The organism is Roseateles rivi, assembly GCF_043555845.1.
Classification (GTDB): Bacteria; Pseudomonadota; Gammaproteobacteria; order Burkholderiales; family Burkholderiaceae_C; genus Roseateles; species Roseateles rivi.
On sequence record NZ_JBIGHZ010000002.1, the window covers coordinates 160244 to 174201 of the forward strand.

The following is a 13958-nucleotide window of genomic DNA, read 5'->3' on the forward strand; positions in this document are numbered from 1 at the left end:
TTCAAGCTCCCATGAGATGACGCCACAGCGCCAACACGAGCAGCGTACATCCAGCCGCCACGAAGTCATCCAACAAAATGCCCCAACCTTGACGCCAGCCTATGGCCTCACCCGCGCGCAATTTGTAGCGACGGTCGGCCCAGGCCACAGGGCCAGGTTTGACCGCATCAAAGAAACGAAACAGCGCAAAGGCCGCCAGCTGTGACCAAAGGCTCGCTGGCGTCCACAGCCACAGCACCAGCCAGAAGGCCAGGATTTCGTCCCACACGATGGCGCCAGGGTCGGCCACGCGCAAGTGCTGCGCGGTGCGGGTGCAGGCCCACCAGCCCAAGAGCGTGCCGCCAAGCAGCACGGCCACCCACCCGGCGTCGCTGAGGTAGCGCTGCATGAGCAAGAAGCTGGCCCAGGCCCACAAGGTGCCGACCGTACCGGGCGCTTTGGGCGAGAGCCCGCTGCCAAAGCCCAGGGCCAACCAACGGGCAGGGTGGGCTGCCATGAAGAGGGCGGTGGCACGGCGCGGGCCTGCGGGAGGCGGCGCGAGCGAAGCGTCAGATGGCGTGCTCATGGGCGCTCAGGCAAAGTGATCAAAAGACTGCACGCGCACCGCCTGTGTCTGCCCTTGGGCATCCACCAGACGCAAGCCCGGCTGGGCCTCGATGCGGCCGATGCGGTGCACGGGCAGGCCCAGTGCGCGCGCAATGGCCTCCACGCTGCTGCGGGCTTGCGGCGCTGCGGTGAACACCAGCTCGTAGTCGTCGCCACCGGCGAGCAGGCATTCGTGCTGCAAATCCTGCGCTTGACGGGCCAAGATCTCGCTGCGCGGCAGCGCGGCCCACTCCAGGCAAGCACCGACACCGGAGCGCGCCAGCAAGTGCCCCAGGTCCCCGGCCAGCCCGTCAGACACATCCAGCGCCGCTGTGGCCACACCGCGCAGTGCCTGCCCCAGCGCCACGCGCGGCTGCGGCCACTCCATGGCCCGCCGCACGTGCTCGAAGTCTTCACCGCTGAGCTGCACGCGCCCGCGCCAGAGCTCCAGCGCCAAGCGCGCGTCGCCCAGCACGCCGCTGACCCACACATCGTCCCCCACTCGAGCCCCGGAGCGCAGCAAGGCCTGCCCCGCGGGCGCCTCACCCATGACGGTGATGCAGATGTTGAGCGGCCCCGCCGTGGTGTCGCCGCCCGCCAGTCGGATGCCGTGCGCATCGGCCAGCGCAAACAAGCCCCGGGCAAAACCTGCGAGCCAAGACTCCTCCACACGCGGCAAAGCCAGCGAGAGGAAGAAAGCGCGCGGTGTGGCGCCGCAAGCGGCCAAATCACTGAGATTGACCGCCAGCGCCTTGTGCCCCAGCGCCTCGGGCGGCACCGTGGTGAGGAAGTGGCGCCCCTCCACCAGCATGTCGGTGGAGACCAGCCATTGCTGGCCGGGCGTGGGCTGCAGCACGGCGCAATCGTCCCCGCCAGCCAGGCTCACCACCCCGCCCTGGTCTTGCGCGCGACGAAAGTAGCGCGCGATCACATCAAACTCACCCAAGCTTGCACTCATGGCGGCATTGTCGCCGCGCGGCAGCCCGAGTTCAGCGCTGTGTCAGCGGTAGCGTGCCCAGATCATGCGTGCCTGCTTGGGTACCGAGGGCTGTGGGCCGTTGTCGCCAGGCTTGTAGTTCGAAGGTAGATCACTCAAATCAATGGTGGTTTCAGCCGAAAGCGTCGCACCCTGGCTGGCGGCATCTGCGCTGCCTGCAGTGATGTAGCCAAAGATTCGGGTGCTGCCCATGGTGGTGAGCTTGGTGCCCGCAATCACGTCGCCATACACGCTGCTGTTGGCAGCCACCGTGATGTTCCCGCCACGGTAGCCCCCCTTGGGCTGCGCTGCGCCCGCAGCAAAGGCGATATTCGCCGCCGGAACATAAGTCAGCTCGGTACCGCTGGCGGGGCAAAGATTGAGCGGCTTGGGGAAGTGCGGGTTGGTACACACCCGGCTGTAGCCCGCGTAATTGGGCGCGCTCGTGACGTGGTTGGCCGCGGTGGTGATATCGCCAGTGGCGATCCAGCTGGCCACAAAGTTGCCATTGCCCGCACTCACATTGCCGTCAAACCAATAGATGCCTGGCGCCAGCACAGGGCCCGTTGTGGCGCCTGCCTTGCCGCTGGCATCCGGGCCTGTGCCGCCGACGCTCCACGTGCCAGCGGCATGGGTGATGGCTGCGTTGTTGTCGGAGGTGCCATAGGCAATGCGCACAACACAGCGCGCTGCGTCAAAAGTCGTCGTTGGGCAAAGGCGGTCTTGCTTGTCGGCCTGGCCCAAAAGGTAATAAATCCCGTCGGGGAGGCCGCTGACATTGCGCACCGTCACGCGAATATGCGTGCCACTCGACTCAAACACATAGTTGGCCAGGCTTTTGTACAGATTGGCATCAAAGGATTGGGGCGTCACGGCACGGCGGCTGAAAACAGGAATGGCCACCTGCAGCCCCTCCAGCCGCGTGAGTTTGACCTTGGTGTTGTAGCCCGGCACGGTCAGCGTACCGCCCAATACGCCATCAGCCACAGTGCCGTCGCTGCTTTCGCTGTAGTTGCTCTGCACCTCAGCGCGGCCACTGATGTTGGCATTCTGTGCGGTCACGCTGCCCTTGGTCTTGAGGACGGCTACGGCAGAGCCCTTGAGCGTCACATCACCGTGTGCATTGAGGGCCGTGACGGGGTTGCCTGCCAGCGTGACCGTGCCCATGGCGTTGAGTTCTTCGGCTGACACCGTGCCGGTGAGTGTGACGTTGCGCAGCGCCGTGATCTTGGGGTAGCCGCCGCTGCCTTCCAAAAGAATATCGCGCTCCGCGAAGAGCTCACGAAAGTCTGTGCCGCCGCGTAGCTTGATGTCCCCAGTGGCGTAGAGCTCCACTCCACCATACAGCCCGCCGCCGCCCTCGACGTTGCCGTCGACCACCACGCGCGAATTGTTCCCACCCAGAATCTTCAAATCACCGCTGAGCCGCAAGTCACCCTTGATGTTGACCGTCGGCGCTGTGCTGCCGCCACCGCGAGAGCCCTGCACGCAAAACTGCGCGGCCAGCAAGGAGGTGGCCTGTCCGCTGCTGCCGCTCACATCAAAGGCCAGCCGCGTATTGCCGCCGCAATAGGCCAAGTCGTCTGCCACCACAGTGATGAGCTTGGCGCTGACCTCTTGCAGGCCATTGAAGCCCACATCGGTATTGGCCACTAGCGCAGCGGCCTCCGCCTCGGAGAGCTGATGGAGATGCTGGCGCAGAGCTTCCACGCCACTCCAAGCCTTGAGCTGGGCTTGGGTTTGCGCGTGCACCGCCACCGACTGCTGTTGAAAACCCCGTACATGGTGCACGGCGCCCATCACCATCACCCCCATGCCCAAGCCCACCATGAGAACAAACAGCAAGGACGTGATGCCACGCTGGGCGCAAAGCGAAGAGCGAGACAGGTTGCGCATGGTGTGTTTCAGCTTTGGAAGTTGCTCAGGCAGCTGAGGTAGCTGTTGGCGCTGCCAGCCACGCTGGTGCTCATCTGCAGCGTCACGCTCACCTTGGCGGAGGGCGGCGCGACCTGGCTCATGGCCTCAGCCACGGCCCCAAAAGGCCAGCAGTCGGCATTGGCATGCACACTCAGCTGGACGGCTTGCGTGGCGACATTGGGGGCGATCAGCCATTGGCGCGTCCAGGTCAGGCTGGACCAATTGGCGCTCGCACTGCTGCAGGTGGCATTGGCTTGCAGCAAAGCCAGGCTGCGCGTGCGCTCATCGCTCAGCAGCCCCATGCAGCTTGGCACAGCGTCGTCGGGGCTGAGTTTGTAGCTCCACAGCACAGCCGCACCCGTCGCCGGCGTGGCGCCCAGGGCCACGACCGTGCCAGTGAGTTTTCGCGTGGTGGTGTCATAGGCCGGACCGCTCAACAACACGAGATGCTCCGCCGCCGTCGGCGCAGCCAGACCAAAACCGGCCCCCTGCAAAGCGTTTTGTGCGCTGAGCAAGGCCGCCGCCGTTTGGCCATCGAGTTGGGCTGAGCGCACCGTGCCGTTGCTGCCCCACACCTGCTGCCCGGCCTGCTTGTACAGCAGCAAGGCCGCCGTGACAGCGAGCATGGAGATCACCGCGCCCACCATCAGGCTGATCAAACTCACCCCCCGCTGCGCCCGCAAGCGCCTCCTCAGGTCGGGCCTCATGATCAATTCCCAAGCGTCAAAGTGCCAGGACCCAGCAGAGTCCCGACCTGGGATTCATACTTCACCAGCGGAAGCTTGGCATCGCGCTCTTGGGCGCCGATTTGCACCAACACGGACTGAACCGTGCAGGTGCGGGTAGCCTCCTGTGCCGTCAGGCCTGTGGCCAGATTGAAGTTGACGGTTGCGGTGGTGGTGCCGGTCGCGGCGCAACCACTGGGCATGCCCGCGTTGAGCAATTCGGCGCGGATCTCCTGCACCATCAGCGACTGGCCTTTGGCAAATTTCTGCGCCACCAAACCACGGCCCAGTGAGTAACTCATCCCCAGACCCACCACGCCCAGCAATGCCACAGCCACCAGCCCTTCAAGCAGCGCATCGCCGCGCTGCCGGGCTCGCTCACAAAAGTTCCGCACTGCGCGACTCCCCCCCTCGGGACACTGCGTAGGCCCCGGTGACATTGCATTCGGTGGCCCCAACCGTTCTCCTCAGCGCCTGGCCCATGCTGTTCATGGCCAAACACTGCTGGGCCTGAGCGTGCAGTTGCACGCTCGATCGCATGTCTGCTGACCACACCGCGCCCTGACAGTTCAACGCAAGCGGCGTGCCTCGGTGAACGCAGACTTTGGCATCGCTCACCACCAGCACAGCGGCAGGGTCACTCAAACTTTTGCCATCGGTGTTGCGCAGCGCCGTGGCGCGCAGCTGGGCCAGAGCCGTGACCAACATCTGCTGGGATTGCGTCACCATCTGCTGATCTGCCCAACGTGTGGTCAAAGGCAGCACGGCCATGACCAACATCCCCATCACCGCGACGGTGACCATCAGCTCCACCAAACTCGCGCCGTGAGCACCCCTGAGCGAACGCTTCACCATGATGCGATTCCACATTTTCCCGAATCACTCACGCTGCGAACGTTGCTGCTGTTGAGCGTGAGCGTGCAGCCCGCCATGGCGTCTTTGCCTTCGGCTTTGAGGGAGTAAGTCGACGCCGTGCTTTGCACGGTGTAGTTGAAGAAGGCCTGCTGAGCTGGCGCCCAAGCGGGGAAGTTCTCAGTGGTCGCCTCGGTGGCGTTGGCATAGACCGGGTAGGCCAGCTGTAGCTGGTATTGGTTTTCCAGGCTCAAAGCCAAAGCCGCCAAATCGGCGCCAGCACCCTGGGCGCGCGTCTTCTTCACATGCTGCCCGTAGTTGGGCAAAGCAACTGCCGCAAGAATCGCAACAATCGCAACAACTATCAACAATTCAACCAGTGTTAGGCCTATTTGCAGGCCAGAAGCTGATCGCATGGCTCTGCGGCTCATCTCATACTCCCGAGACCTGACATCCGTAAATTCCGGATTTTTCAGGCCATATTTGTGATACCAGTTTATTACCAAATGTGCTTGAGCGCCTTCGCTTCTTTGATGGATTGGCTCCGATTTGTGGAGCGCTTGTGCCGTGGTTTGGTGGCACCAAGGGTTCCCCCGAATGAGGGCAACAGACCGGACGCGTACCAGCCATGAGCGCTCCTACAATCAGACGACTATGTGCCCAGGCGTCTCGCCGCGGGAGTCCTCGCCCACACCCAGCCACACCTGCCCTATGCCCAACTCGCCAGAACAAAAGCGCGCTCAACTGCGTCAAGCGGCTCTCGAATATCACGAGTTCCCGACACCGGGAAAAGTCGCCATTGCCCCCACCAAGCAGTTGATCAACCAGCGTGATCTGGCATTGGCCTATTCACCCGGCGTTGCTGCGGCTTGCGAAGAGATCGTGGCCGATCCCGCCAACGCCTTTCGCTACACCTCGCGGGGCAATTTGGTGGCGGTGGTGACCAACGGCACGGCCGTGCTGGGCTTGGGCGACATTGGCCCGCTGGCCTCCAAGCCCGTGATGGAAGGCAAGGGCGTTCTGTTCAAGAAGTTCGCTGGCATTGATGTCTTTGACCTGGAGATCCAGGAGCGGGACTTGGACAAGCTGGTGGACATCATTGCCGCGCTGGAGCCCACCTTCGGCGGCATCAACTTGGAAGACATCAAGGCGCCAGACTGCTTCTATGTGGAGCGCAAGCTGCGCGAGCGCATGAGCATCCCCGTCTTCCACGACGACCAGCATGGCACCGCCATCGTGGTGGGCGCAGCACTGCTCAATGGCCTGAAGGTGCAGGGCAAGGACATCAAAAAGGTCAAGCTGGTGACCAGCGGCGCGGGTGCTGCAGCGCTGGCCTGCCTGAACCTGCTGGTCAAGCTGGGTTTGCCGCGCGAGAACATTTGGGTGACCGATCTGGCCGGCGTGGTCTACGAAGGCCGCACCGAGTTGATGGACCCGGACAAGGCGCAATTTGTGCAAAAAACCGAGGCGCGCACCCTGCTGGAAGTCATGGCCGACGCGGACGTGTTCCTGGGCCTGTCGGCAGGCGGCGTGCTCAAGCCCGAGATGGTGGCCCGCATGGCGCCCCAGCCCCTGATCTTTGCCCTGGCCAATCCGACGCCTGAAATCCTGCCCGAAGAAGTCAAGAGCGTTCGCGACGACGCCGTCATGGCCACCGGCCGCACGGACTACCCCAACCAAGTCAACAACGTGCTGTGCTTCCCCTACATCTTCCGGGGCGCACTGGATTGCGGAGCCACCACCATCACGGACGAGATGGAAATCGCAGCCGTGCACGCCATTGCCGAGCTGGCCCAGGCCGAGCAAAGCGAGGTGGTGGCAGCGGCCTATGCCGGCGACATCTTGTCCTTCGGGCCGGAGTACCTGATTCCCAAGCCCTTCGACCCGCGCTTGATGATGAAGATCGCCCCCGCCGTGGCCGAAGCCGCGCAGCGCTCGGGCGTGGCACGTCGCCCCATTGCCGACTGGGACGCCTACCGCGAAAAACTGCAGAGCTTCGTCTATGCCTCCGGCACCACGATGAAGCCCATCTTCCAACTCGCCAAGCAAGCCAAGACCAAACGCATTGCCTATGCCGAGGGCGAGGAAGAGCGCGTGCTGCGCGCCGTGCAAATCGTGGTGGATGAGGGGCTGGCACGCCCCACCTTGATTGGCCGCCCCAACATCATTGCCCAGCGCTGCGAGCGCTTTGGCCTGCGTCTGAAAGAAGGCCGCGACTACGACGTTGTCAACGTCGAGCACGACCACCGCTACCGCGACTTCTGGCAGACCTACCACCAGATGACCGAGCGCAAGGGCATCACCGTGCAGGTGGCCAAGATCGAAATGCGCCGCCGCCTCACCCTGATCGCCTCCATGCTGCTGCACAAAGGCGAGGTGGACGGCATGCTGTGCGGCACCTGGGGCACCACAGCCAGCCATCTGCACTACATCGACCAAGTCATTGGCAAACGTGTGGGCGGCTGCCCACGCACCGAGCAAGACGTGCCCGTGTACGCCTGCATGAACGGGCTGGTGCTGCCGGGCCGTCAGGTGTTCCTGGTCGACACCCACGTCAACTACGACCCGACCGCCGAGCAGCTTGCTGAAATCACCTCCATGGCCGCCGAGGAAATGCTGCGCTTTGGCATTCAGCCCAAAGCCGCCTTGCTGTCGCACTCCAACTTCGGCACCAGTGACCACCCCAGCGCGCAAAAAATGCGCAAAACACTGGCTTTGCTGCGCGAACAAGCGCCTTGGTTGGAGGTGGATGGCGAAATGCACGGCGACACAGCGCTGGACGCCGCTCACCGCCAAAGCCTGATGCCGCGCTCCACCCTGACCGGAGAGGCCAACCTGCTGGTGCTGCCCAATATCGACGCAGCCAACATCGCCTACAACCTGCTCAAAACGGCAGCGGGCGGCGGCATTGCCATCGGCCCGGTGTTGTTGGGTGCTGCCAAGCCGGTGTGTGTGCTCACAGCCTCGGCCACCGTGCGGCGCATCGTCAACATGACCGCCCTCACCGTTGCCGACGCCAACGCGGCGCGCTGAACTCCCTGCACCGCCAGGAGGCGGTGCAAGAAACCTCGCAGTCCATCAGTATCCAATGGCCACATTGGGCGACATTCAAAGAGTGCCGCCCAGTCAGCCATAAATAAGCGAGCGCACGCAAACTTACCCCCAGTTTGAGGTCTGGACGAGCGCCCCGACTTGAGAAAGTTGGGGCGCTTCTGTACCATGATGCTTTCAAGATTCAGGGTAAACCCGTGTTTTTGCTCGAAAAGTCTGCGGCGCCTTCGGTGTGGCGGCGCGCTGGCCTCGCCAGCGTTGCCCTGGCCGCTGTGGTGCTGGGCGGCTTGGTTCAGGCCAAGGATGTGCCCACAGACACGAGCACCGTCGCTTGGTCCCAACTCCCCGCACAGGCGCGAGCCACACATCAGCTCATTCTGTCCGGCGGCCCCTTCCCCTACGAGAAGGACGGCACGGTGTTCGGCAACAGAGAGCGGCTGCTCCCCATCAAAACACGGGGCTACTACCGGGAGTACACCGTCCCAACACCGGGGCTGCGCCATCGTGGTGCGCGGCGCTTGGTTTGCGGCGGAACGCCCCCAACTGAACCTGAGGTGTGCTTTTACACCGGCGATCACTACGCCAGCTTCAAGCAGGTGGTGCAGTGAACGACGGGAGACTGATTTCTGACCATTGAGGAGGCACGTGACCATGCTTTTGCAGAACGTCCGTCCCAATATCGTGCAGGCCATCCGGGCCTACAGGGTAGAGGACCTGATGCAAGCCGCTCAGAACGCTGGCCAGCATTTTTTGTATGCCAGCCTGGCAGAGGCTCAATCCAAGCAGGAGCTGATGGAGCAAATCGCCCAGCAGTTTTTGTTCCCGGTGCACTTTGGCAAAAACCTGGATGCGCTCTATGACTGCATGACCGACTTGGTGCACAAGTCCGGCGCGCAGCCTGGCTTTGTCGTGGTGCTGGACCAGCTGCCCGACCACGCTCGCTTTGACCGCGAAAGCCGCGAGCAGTTGCTGGATGTCTTTCGCGATGCTGCGGACTTCTGGGGGGAACGCAAAATTCCCTTCAGGTGTTTCTATTCTTTTCGGTAGCCCGCTCCCAAGAAATCGGGTCATGGGAGCGGGCTGCTGAAACGGCCCCCAGCGAGCGTCCTGTCGTGAAGAGCACCAAGACGAATCCAAACCCCAACTTCGGCATGAATATGCCGATGATGTCCAGCGCGTTTGATACGTCGATGTGGCTCAGTCCAGCCTGAGATGAGGCAAGAGCTTGAGCGCGGTCCTGAGGGTCTGCGCTGGGCGAGCCCCTGTCAGCACGAAAGCGTCCTTTGAGGACGCTTTTTCTTTGGGCCGCTTGCTTTTCGTTCAGCCAGACGGGTCGCTCAGAGCGATTGGGCCAGCGCGACGTACTCCGCCACTGGCACCTCTTCGGCGCGGCGCTGGAGATCAAACGATCCGCCCCAGGCCCGTGCTTCCAGCCAGCGCCCCAGGGTGTGGCGCAGCAGCTTGCGGCGCTGCGAAAAAGCAGTGGCCACGAGTTCCTGCAGCAGCGCCAAGTCCAGCTGCGGCGGCTCGCGCTTGGGCTGCATGCGCACGATGGCGGAGTCCACGCGCGGCGGCGGGTCAAAGGCCTCGGGCGGGACGTCAAAGAGGTGCTCCACCTCGTAGCGCCACTGCAGCATCACGCTCAGGCGACCGTAGTCCTTGGTGCTGGGCTCAGCGGCCATGCGGTCCACCACCTCTTTTTGCAGCATGAAGTGCTGGTCTTGCACTTGGTCTGCACAGCCCAGGAGGTGAAACAAGATGGGCGAAGAGATGTTGTAAGGCAGGTTGCCCACCACACGCAGCTTTTGCCCACGCTCGGCCGCCAAGGCGGCGAAGTCGACCTTCAGCACATCGCTCTCGACCACTGTGATGTGAGCGCGCTGGCGCATGCGGGCGGCCAAATCCCGGTCGAGTTCGACCACGGTCAGCGGGCGGCTGCTCTCGGGCAAGCGTGCCAGAAGTGGCAAGGTCAGGGCGCCCAGGCCGGGGCCGATCTCCACCAGCGCCTGTTGCGCCTGCGGGGCGATGGCGTCGACGATGGCATCGATGATGGCCGTGTCGGTCAGAAAGTGTTGGCCGAAGCGCTTGCGCGCGATGTGTCGCATGCCGTCAGTCCAACCACTCGCGGTTTTCGATAAAGGCTTTGGAGCGCAGCTCCTTGACCCAGTCCTGATACGCCTCTTCGTACTTGCGTTCGCGCAGGGCGTTGCGGGCTTGTTCGCGCAGCTGTTTGGGTTCGAGCACCACGTCGCGGCGTTCCACGACTTGAATCAGGTGCACGCCAAAACGGGACACCACCGGCCCCGAGATGCCGCCCAGGGGCAGCGCATTCATGGCCTCTTCGAACTCGGGCACAAAGTTGCCGGGCGATGCCCAGCCCAAGTCGCCACCGGCCTGTGCGCTGCCGTCTTCGGAGTTGGCTTGCGCCACGGCTTCGAAGCTGCTGCTGCCCGCTTCGATCTGACGCTTGAATTCCACCAGGCGCGCGGCGGCCTGTTCAGCACTGAGCTGCTCTGAGGGGCGCAGCAGCACGTGACGGGCGCGCGTTTGCACCACCACATTGACGGAGCCGCCCTTCTTGCGCTCAATCACCTTCAAGATGTGAAAGCCCGCACCTGAGCGCAGCAAGGTGGGCGTGACCTCGCCGGCCTTGAGGTTGCGCACGGCCTCGACAAAGATGTCGGGCAAGCGGTCTGCGGGGCGCATGCCAATCTCGCCACCCTTGGCGCGGTTGGCATCTTCGGACAGCTGCGCAGCGATGCGGGCGAAGTTCTCGCCCGCGCGAATGCGCGCCAGCGCGGTTTGCGCGCGCTCGCGACGCTCGGCCTCCACGGCGCTGGAGGCGCCTTCGGGCACGCTCACGAGGATTTGCGCGAGATTGATCTCGCCCGCGTTTTGCAGCAGTGCTTCACGCTCTGCCAGGTAGCGGTCGATATCGCCGTCGGTGATGCGGATACGGCCTTGCACCTCGCGCTCACGCACACGCTCGGTCAGGAGCTGGTCGCGCAGGTTCTCGCGAAAGCGCCGGTAGTCCATGCCCTCAGCCTGCAGGCGCTGGCGCAGCTGCTCCAGCGTGAGCTTGTTTTGGGCCGCCACATTGGCCACCACGCGGTCGAGCTCGGGCTCATCGACACGGGGCCCGTTTTCACGCGCATAGGTCACGAGCACACGGTCGTCGACGAGTGCATCAATGGCCTGCTTGCGCAGCAACTCTGTATCAGGGCGGTCGCCGCGACGCTGCGCCTCTTCGCTCAGCCGCTGGGTGCGTTGCACCACTTCGCTGGCCGCCACGATGTCGGAGTTGACCACCACGGCGATGTAGTCACCGGGCTTGAGCGTGCGAGGCACGGCCGGTGCTCCCTGGGCCCAGGCGGTCGCGCAGCTCAGACTCAAGACAAGGGCGGCCGCAACGGCCAAGGCGTTTTTTCGCATCGAAGACAGTGGTCAGTCGTTGAGGGAGGTGTCCGAGCGGCCAAATTTCAGGGGCCGGTAACCGGGGATATTGTCTCTCAACACCTTGAGGGCATTGGAGCCCAGCGGCGAGAGGCCGACAAGTTCGAGCTGCAGCATCAGCCGCGTGTTGGTTTCGGCGCGCCCGGTGGCCTGGCGCTCCATGCCGATGCGCAGCACCCAGCAGCCGGAATCGTATTCGGCCCCCACCACGGAATCGGTGAAGCGGCGGTCGCGCAGGCTGTACTGAACGCGCCCGGCGCTGTACCAAGCACCCGCGCAGTTGCTTCCACCGGTGGCTTTGGGCGCTTGCCCAAACAGCGGCCACTGCCAGGCCAGCTCCAGTTGCTCGCTTTGGCCGCGCGCCAGCCGGTAGGCGGTGCTGATGGTGCGAAAGCCCCCCGGCGTGTAGCGCATGCGCAGCACCGAGCGTTCCACCCGGCCATTGCCGGTGTTGAGCTGCATGCTGCTATCGGCCCAGACGGCGCGCGTCAGATGGCTGGAGGCCAGCAGCATCAGGTCAGAGAACTTGCTGCCTTGGGCCACGCCGTCCGCATTGATGCGTTGATCGCGCAGCAAATAGCGCTGCACCAAGCCCAGGCGCAACACCTCTTCACCGCGCGCGTCTTCGATGAAGCGAGTGGTCGCGCCAAAGGCCACGGAATGGAAGTCGGCCACGCGGTCCACGCCGGCGTAGGGGTTCTCGGCAAAGACCGAATCGAAATTGAAATCGCGCTGCGCGGCGTCGAAGTTGGGCAGCTGGGATTGGTCGCGGTAGGCCGTGTTGACGTAGAGCACACGCGGCTCGAGGATTTGCCGCACGTCCATGTCAAACAAGCGCGTGTCGCGCTCCATCACCCAGCCGTGATCCAGGCTGAAGCTGGGGATGATGCGACGCGCATCGCTGCGGCCGTTGGCCATGAGCTGATCGGTACGGTAGGCCGCGGCGTTGAAAGAGACTTTGGGAATCAACCACCAGGCCGCGCCACTCATGGGCAGGCTGGCATGCCCGAGCATGTGCACGCGCTCACCCGTCAGGCTTTGGCTGCTGAGGCGCTCGGGCGGCAGGTCAAAGCGGTTGTATTCCAGCTCCAGCCCACCTTCCAGCCGGGTGCTGCGCCCCCAGGGCTGGTAGCCGCTGTGCACCACATCGTCATTGGCGCTGAGGTAGCGCAGCCCCACCTGGGGCGAGCGCTGGTAGGGCGAGGCAAAGCGGTCGGCCACATCCGTGCCTTGCAGCACCTGCCAGCGCTGCACGCGACCATAAGCGCTGAGGCTGCCACCGGCCAGGGCGTAGCGCCCTTGGGTGCTGGCGTCGAAGTTGAGCAGGCGCGGCGTGAGGCTCTTCATGCGCCGGCGCATGTCCTTCCAGTAGTCGTCGTCCGACACACGTTCGCCTTGCATGGCGTATTGCCAGTTGTCCCCCACGCGGCCTTCTTGCGACAGGCGCAAATCCCAGCGCGTCTGGCCCGTCTGCCGGTCATTGGGCAGCCAGGCCACATTCATCTGTCCGCGGTGCTGGGGCTCCAAGTAGCGAAATTCGCTGTCCAGGCCCGCCCCACGGCGCGTCATGATGTAGGGCTCCAATGTCAGGTCGCGGTTGGGCGCCAGGGCAATGAAATAGGGCACACCGAACTCGACACCGCTGCGGCTGTCGGTGTTGAAGCTCGGAGGCAACCAACCCGTTTTAGCCTCGTCGGAAATCGGAAAACTCAGGCGCGGCGCGGCCAGAATGGGCACGCCGTAAAACTTCAGCACAGCACCTTTGGCCACCCCCTCGCCCAACTCAAAGTCGAGCTTGAGCTCGCTGGTGCGCAACACCCAGGCGGGCTCTTCTTGGGGGTCTTCGGGGGCCGGGCAGGTGGAGTAGCTGGCATCGTCGGCGCGCACCCGCTGCTGGCCCAAGAATCGCAGCTGGCTGGCACGGCCGCTGCCGCCGGTCTGGGCGAAGTAGTAGCTGGGCTGCTCCAGCACGCCTTCAAAGCGGTCCACATAGAGCTGCAGGCTGGGGCCGCGCAGCATCGAACCCCTTTGCACCAGCTCCACGCCACCCTCACCGCGCGCCAGGTCGGTCGTGGGGTCGTAGGTGAGCAGGGCGGCGTTGAGCGTCACATCGCCCTGGCGCAACTGGGCGCCGCCTTCAAGCTTGGCGGCCTGGTCGATCTGACCCGTGAGCCGCGTCCCGCTGAGCACCACCGCCGCGCGCGGGCTGGGGCCCAGGGTCTTGGCGACTTTGAGCTTGAGCGGCGGCAGGTCCGCCACGTCCTGCGCTTGGCTGGCGCCTGCCAACAGGCACAACAACACGGCGTGCGCCACAGGCGCGAGGGGGTTGGGGCGGTTCAAGACGGGTGATGGGAGCGGCACGGCCAAGTTTTCAGGGCCCAACAAGCAGGCCCGACGTT

At 64.1% G+C, this 13958-nt stretch carries 13 protein-coding genes; 3 read left to right on the forward strand and 10 right to left on the reverse strand.

Annotated features, from left to right (window positions below; all coding sequences use genetic code 11):
• Position 1 precedes the first annotated feature (1 nt).
• From ACG0Z6_RS04770 to ACG0Z6_RS04800, 7 genes are read right to left on the reverse strand one after another with little or no spacing between them, the layout of a single operon-like run.
• Positions 2–565: a phosphatidylglycerophosphatase A family protein gene (locus ACG0Z6_RS04770; RefSeq protein ID WP_394458988.1), complete on the reverse strand. Its 564-nt coding sequence runs from the start codon at positions 563–565 to the stop codon at positions 2–4.
• Positions 566–571: 6 nt separating this feature from the next.
• Complete coding sequence (gene thiL / locus ACG0Z6_RS04775; RefSeq protein ID WP_394459976.1) at positions 572–1531, reverse strand: thiamine-phosphate kinase; 960 nt, start codon at positions 1529–1531, stop codon at positions 572–574.
• Positions 1532–1585: 54 nt separating this feature from the next.
• Positions 1586–3457 (reverse strand): hypothetical protein, encoded by a 1872-nt coding sequence (locus tag ACG0Z6_RS04780; RefSeq protein ID WP_394458990.1) that lies wholly within the window; start codon positions 3455–3457, stop codon positions 1586–1588.
• Between the two features lie 8 nt (positions 3458–3465).
• Positions 3466–4143, reverse strand: coding sequence for a PilW family protein (locus ACG0Z6_RS04785; RefSeq protein WP_394458993.1), 678 nt, complete (start codon positions 4141–4143; stop codon positions 3466–3468).
• Between the two features lie 44 nt (positions 4144–4187).
• Positions 4188–4598 (reverse strand): type IV pilus modification PilV family protein, encoded by a 411-nt coding sequence (locus tag ACG0Z6_RS04790; protein WP_394458995.1) that lies wholly within the window; start codon positions 4596–4598, stop codon positions 4188–4190.
• Positions 4582–5058: a pilus assembly FimT family protein gene (locus ACG0Z6_RS04795; protein ID WP_394458997.1), complete on the reverse strand. Its 477-nt coding sequence runs from the start codon at positions 5056–5058 to the stop codon at positions 4582–4584. The genes ACG0Z6_RS04790 and ACG0Z6_RS04795 overlap by 17 nt, the downstream gene beginning before the upstream one ends.
• Positions 5052–5486, reverse strand: a complete 435-nt coding sequence (locus ACG0Z6_RS04800; protein ID WP_394458999.1) for a type IV pilin protein — start codon at positions 5484–5486, stop codon at positions 5052–5054. The genes ACG0Z6_RS04795 and ACG0Z6_RS04800 overlap by 7 nt, the downstream gene beginning before the upstream one ends.
• Before the next feature lie 280 nt (positions 5487–5766).
• Between ACG0Z6_RS04800 and ACG0Z6_RS04805 the strand changes: the two genes are divergently transcribed.
• The 3 genes from ACG0Z6_RS04805 (at position 5767) to ACG0Z6_RS04815 (ending at position 9153) form a co-directional block, all read left to right on the forward strand.
• Complete coding sequence (locus ACG0Z6_RS04805; protein WP_394459001.1) at positions 5767–8088, forward strand: NADP-dependent malic enzyme; 2322 nt, start codon at positions 5767–5769, stop codon at positions 8086–8088.
• A 221-nt stretch (positions 8089–8309) separates the two neighbouring features.
• Positions 8310–8714 (forward strand): guanyl-specific ribonuclease, encoded by a 405-nt coding sequence (locus ACG0Z6_RS04810; protein WP_394459978.1) that lies wholly within the window; start codon positions 8310–8312, stop codon positions 8712–8714.
• A gap of 43 nt (positions 8715–8757) precedes the next feature.
• On the forward strand, positions 8758–9153 hold the full coding sequence (locus tag ACG0Z6_RS04815) for a barstar family protein (protein ID WP_394459980.1): 396 nt from the start codon (positions 8758–8760) through the stop codon (positions 9151–9153).
• A 290-nt stretch (positions 9154–9443) separates the two neighbouring features.
• Here the strand turns inward: ACG0Z6_RS04815 and rsmA are convergent, their stop codons facing one another.
• Genes rsmA through ACG0Z6_RS04830 form a run of 3 tightly spaced genes read right to left on the reverse strand, consistent with a single transcriptional unit; the run spans position 9444 to position 13899 of the window.
• Complete coding sequence (gene rsmA, locus ACG0Z6_RS04820; RefSeq protein ID WP_394459003.1) at positions 9444–10211, reverse strand: 16S rRNA (adenine(1518)-N(6)/adenine(1519)-N(6))-dimethyltransferase RsmA; 768 nt, start codon at positions 10209–10211, stop codon at positions 9444–9446.
• Between the two features lie 4 nt (positions 10212–10215).
• Positions 10216–11538 (reverse strand): peptidylprolyl isomerase, encoded by a 1323-nt coding sequence (locus tag ACG0Z6_RS04825; protein WP_394459006.1) that lies wholly within the window; start codon positions 11536–11538, stop codon positions 10216–10218.
• A gap of 12 nt (positions 11539–11550) precedes the next feature.
• Positions 11551–13899, reverse strand: a complete 2349-nt coding sequence (locus ACG0Z6_RS04830) for an LPS-assembly protein LptD (RefSeq protein WP_394459008.1) — start codon at positions 13897–13899, stop codon at positions 11551–11553.
• Positions 13900–13958 lie beyond the last annotated feature (59 nt).

Excerpts from the sequence above, each read along its gene's own strand:
- ACG0Z6_RS04780 (WP_394458990.1), bottom strand. The coding sequence starts at position 3,457 with ATGCGCAACCTGTCTCGCTCTTCGCTTTGCGCCCAGCGTGGCATCACG.
- ACG0Z6_RS04770 (WP_394458988.1), bottom strand. The coding sequence starts at position 565 with ATGAGCACGCCATCTGACGCTTCGCTCGCGCCGCCTCCCGCAGGCCCG.
- ACG0Z6_RS04795 (WP_394458997.1), bottom strand. The coding sequence starts at position 5,058 with ATGGTGAAGCGTTCGCTCAGGGGTGCTCACGGCGCGAGTTTGGTGGAG.
- ACG0Z6_RS04825 (WP_394459006.1), bottom strand. The coding sequence starts at position 11,538 with ATGCGAAAAAACGCCTTGGCCGTTGCGGCCGCCCTTGTCTTGAGTCTG.
- ACG0Z6_RS04800 (WP_394458999.1), bottom strand. The coding sequence starts at position 5,486 with ATGAGCCGCAGAGCCATGCGATCAGCTTCTGGCCTGCAAATAGGCCTA.
- ACG0Z6_RS04815 (WP_394459980.1), top strand. The coding sequence starts at position 8,758 with ATGCTTTTGCAGAACGTCCGTCCCAATATCGTGCAGGCCATCCGGGCC.
- rsmA (WP_394459003.1), bottom strand. The coding sequence starts at position 10,211 with ATGCGACACATCGCGCGCAAGCGCTTCGGCCAACACTTTCTGACCGAC.
- ACG0Z6_RS04805 (WP_394459001.1), top strand. The coding sequence starts at position 5,767 with ATGCCCAACTCGCCAGAACAAAAGCGCGCTCAACTGCGTCAAGCGGCT.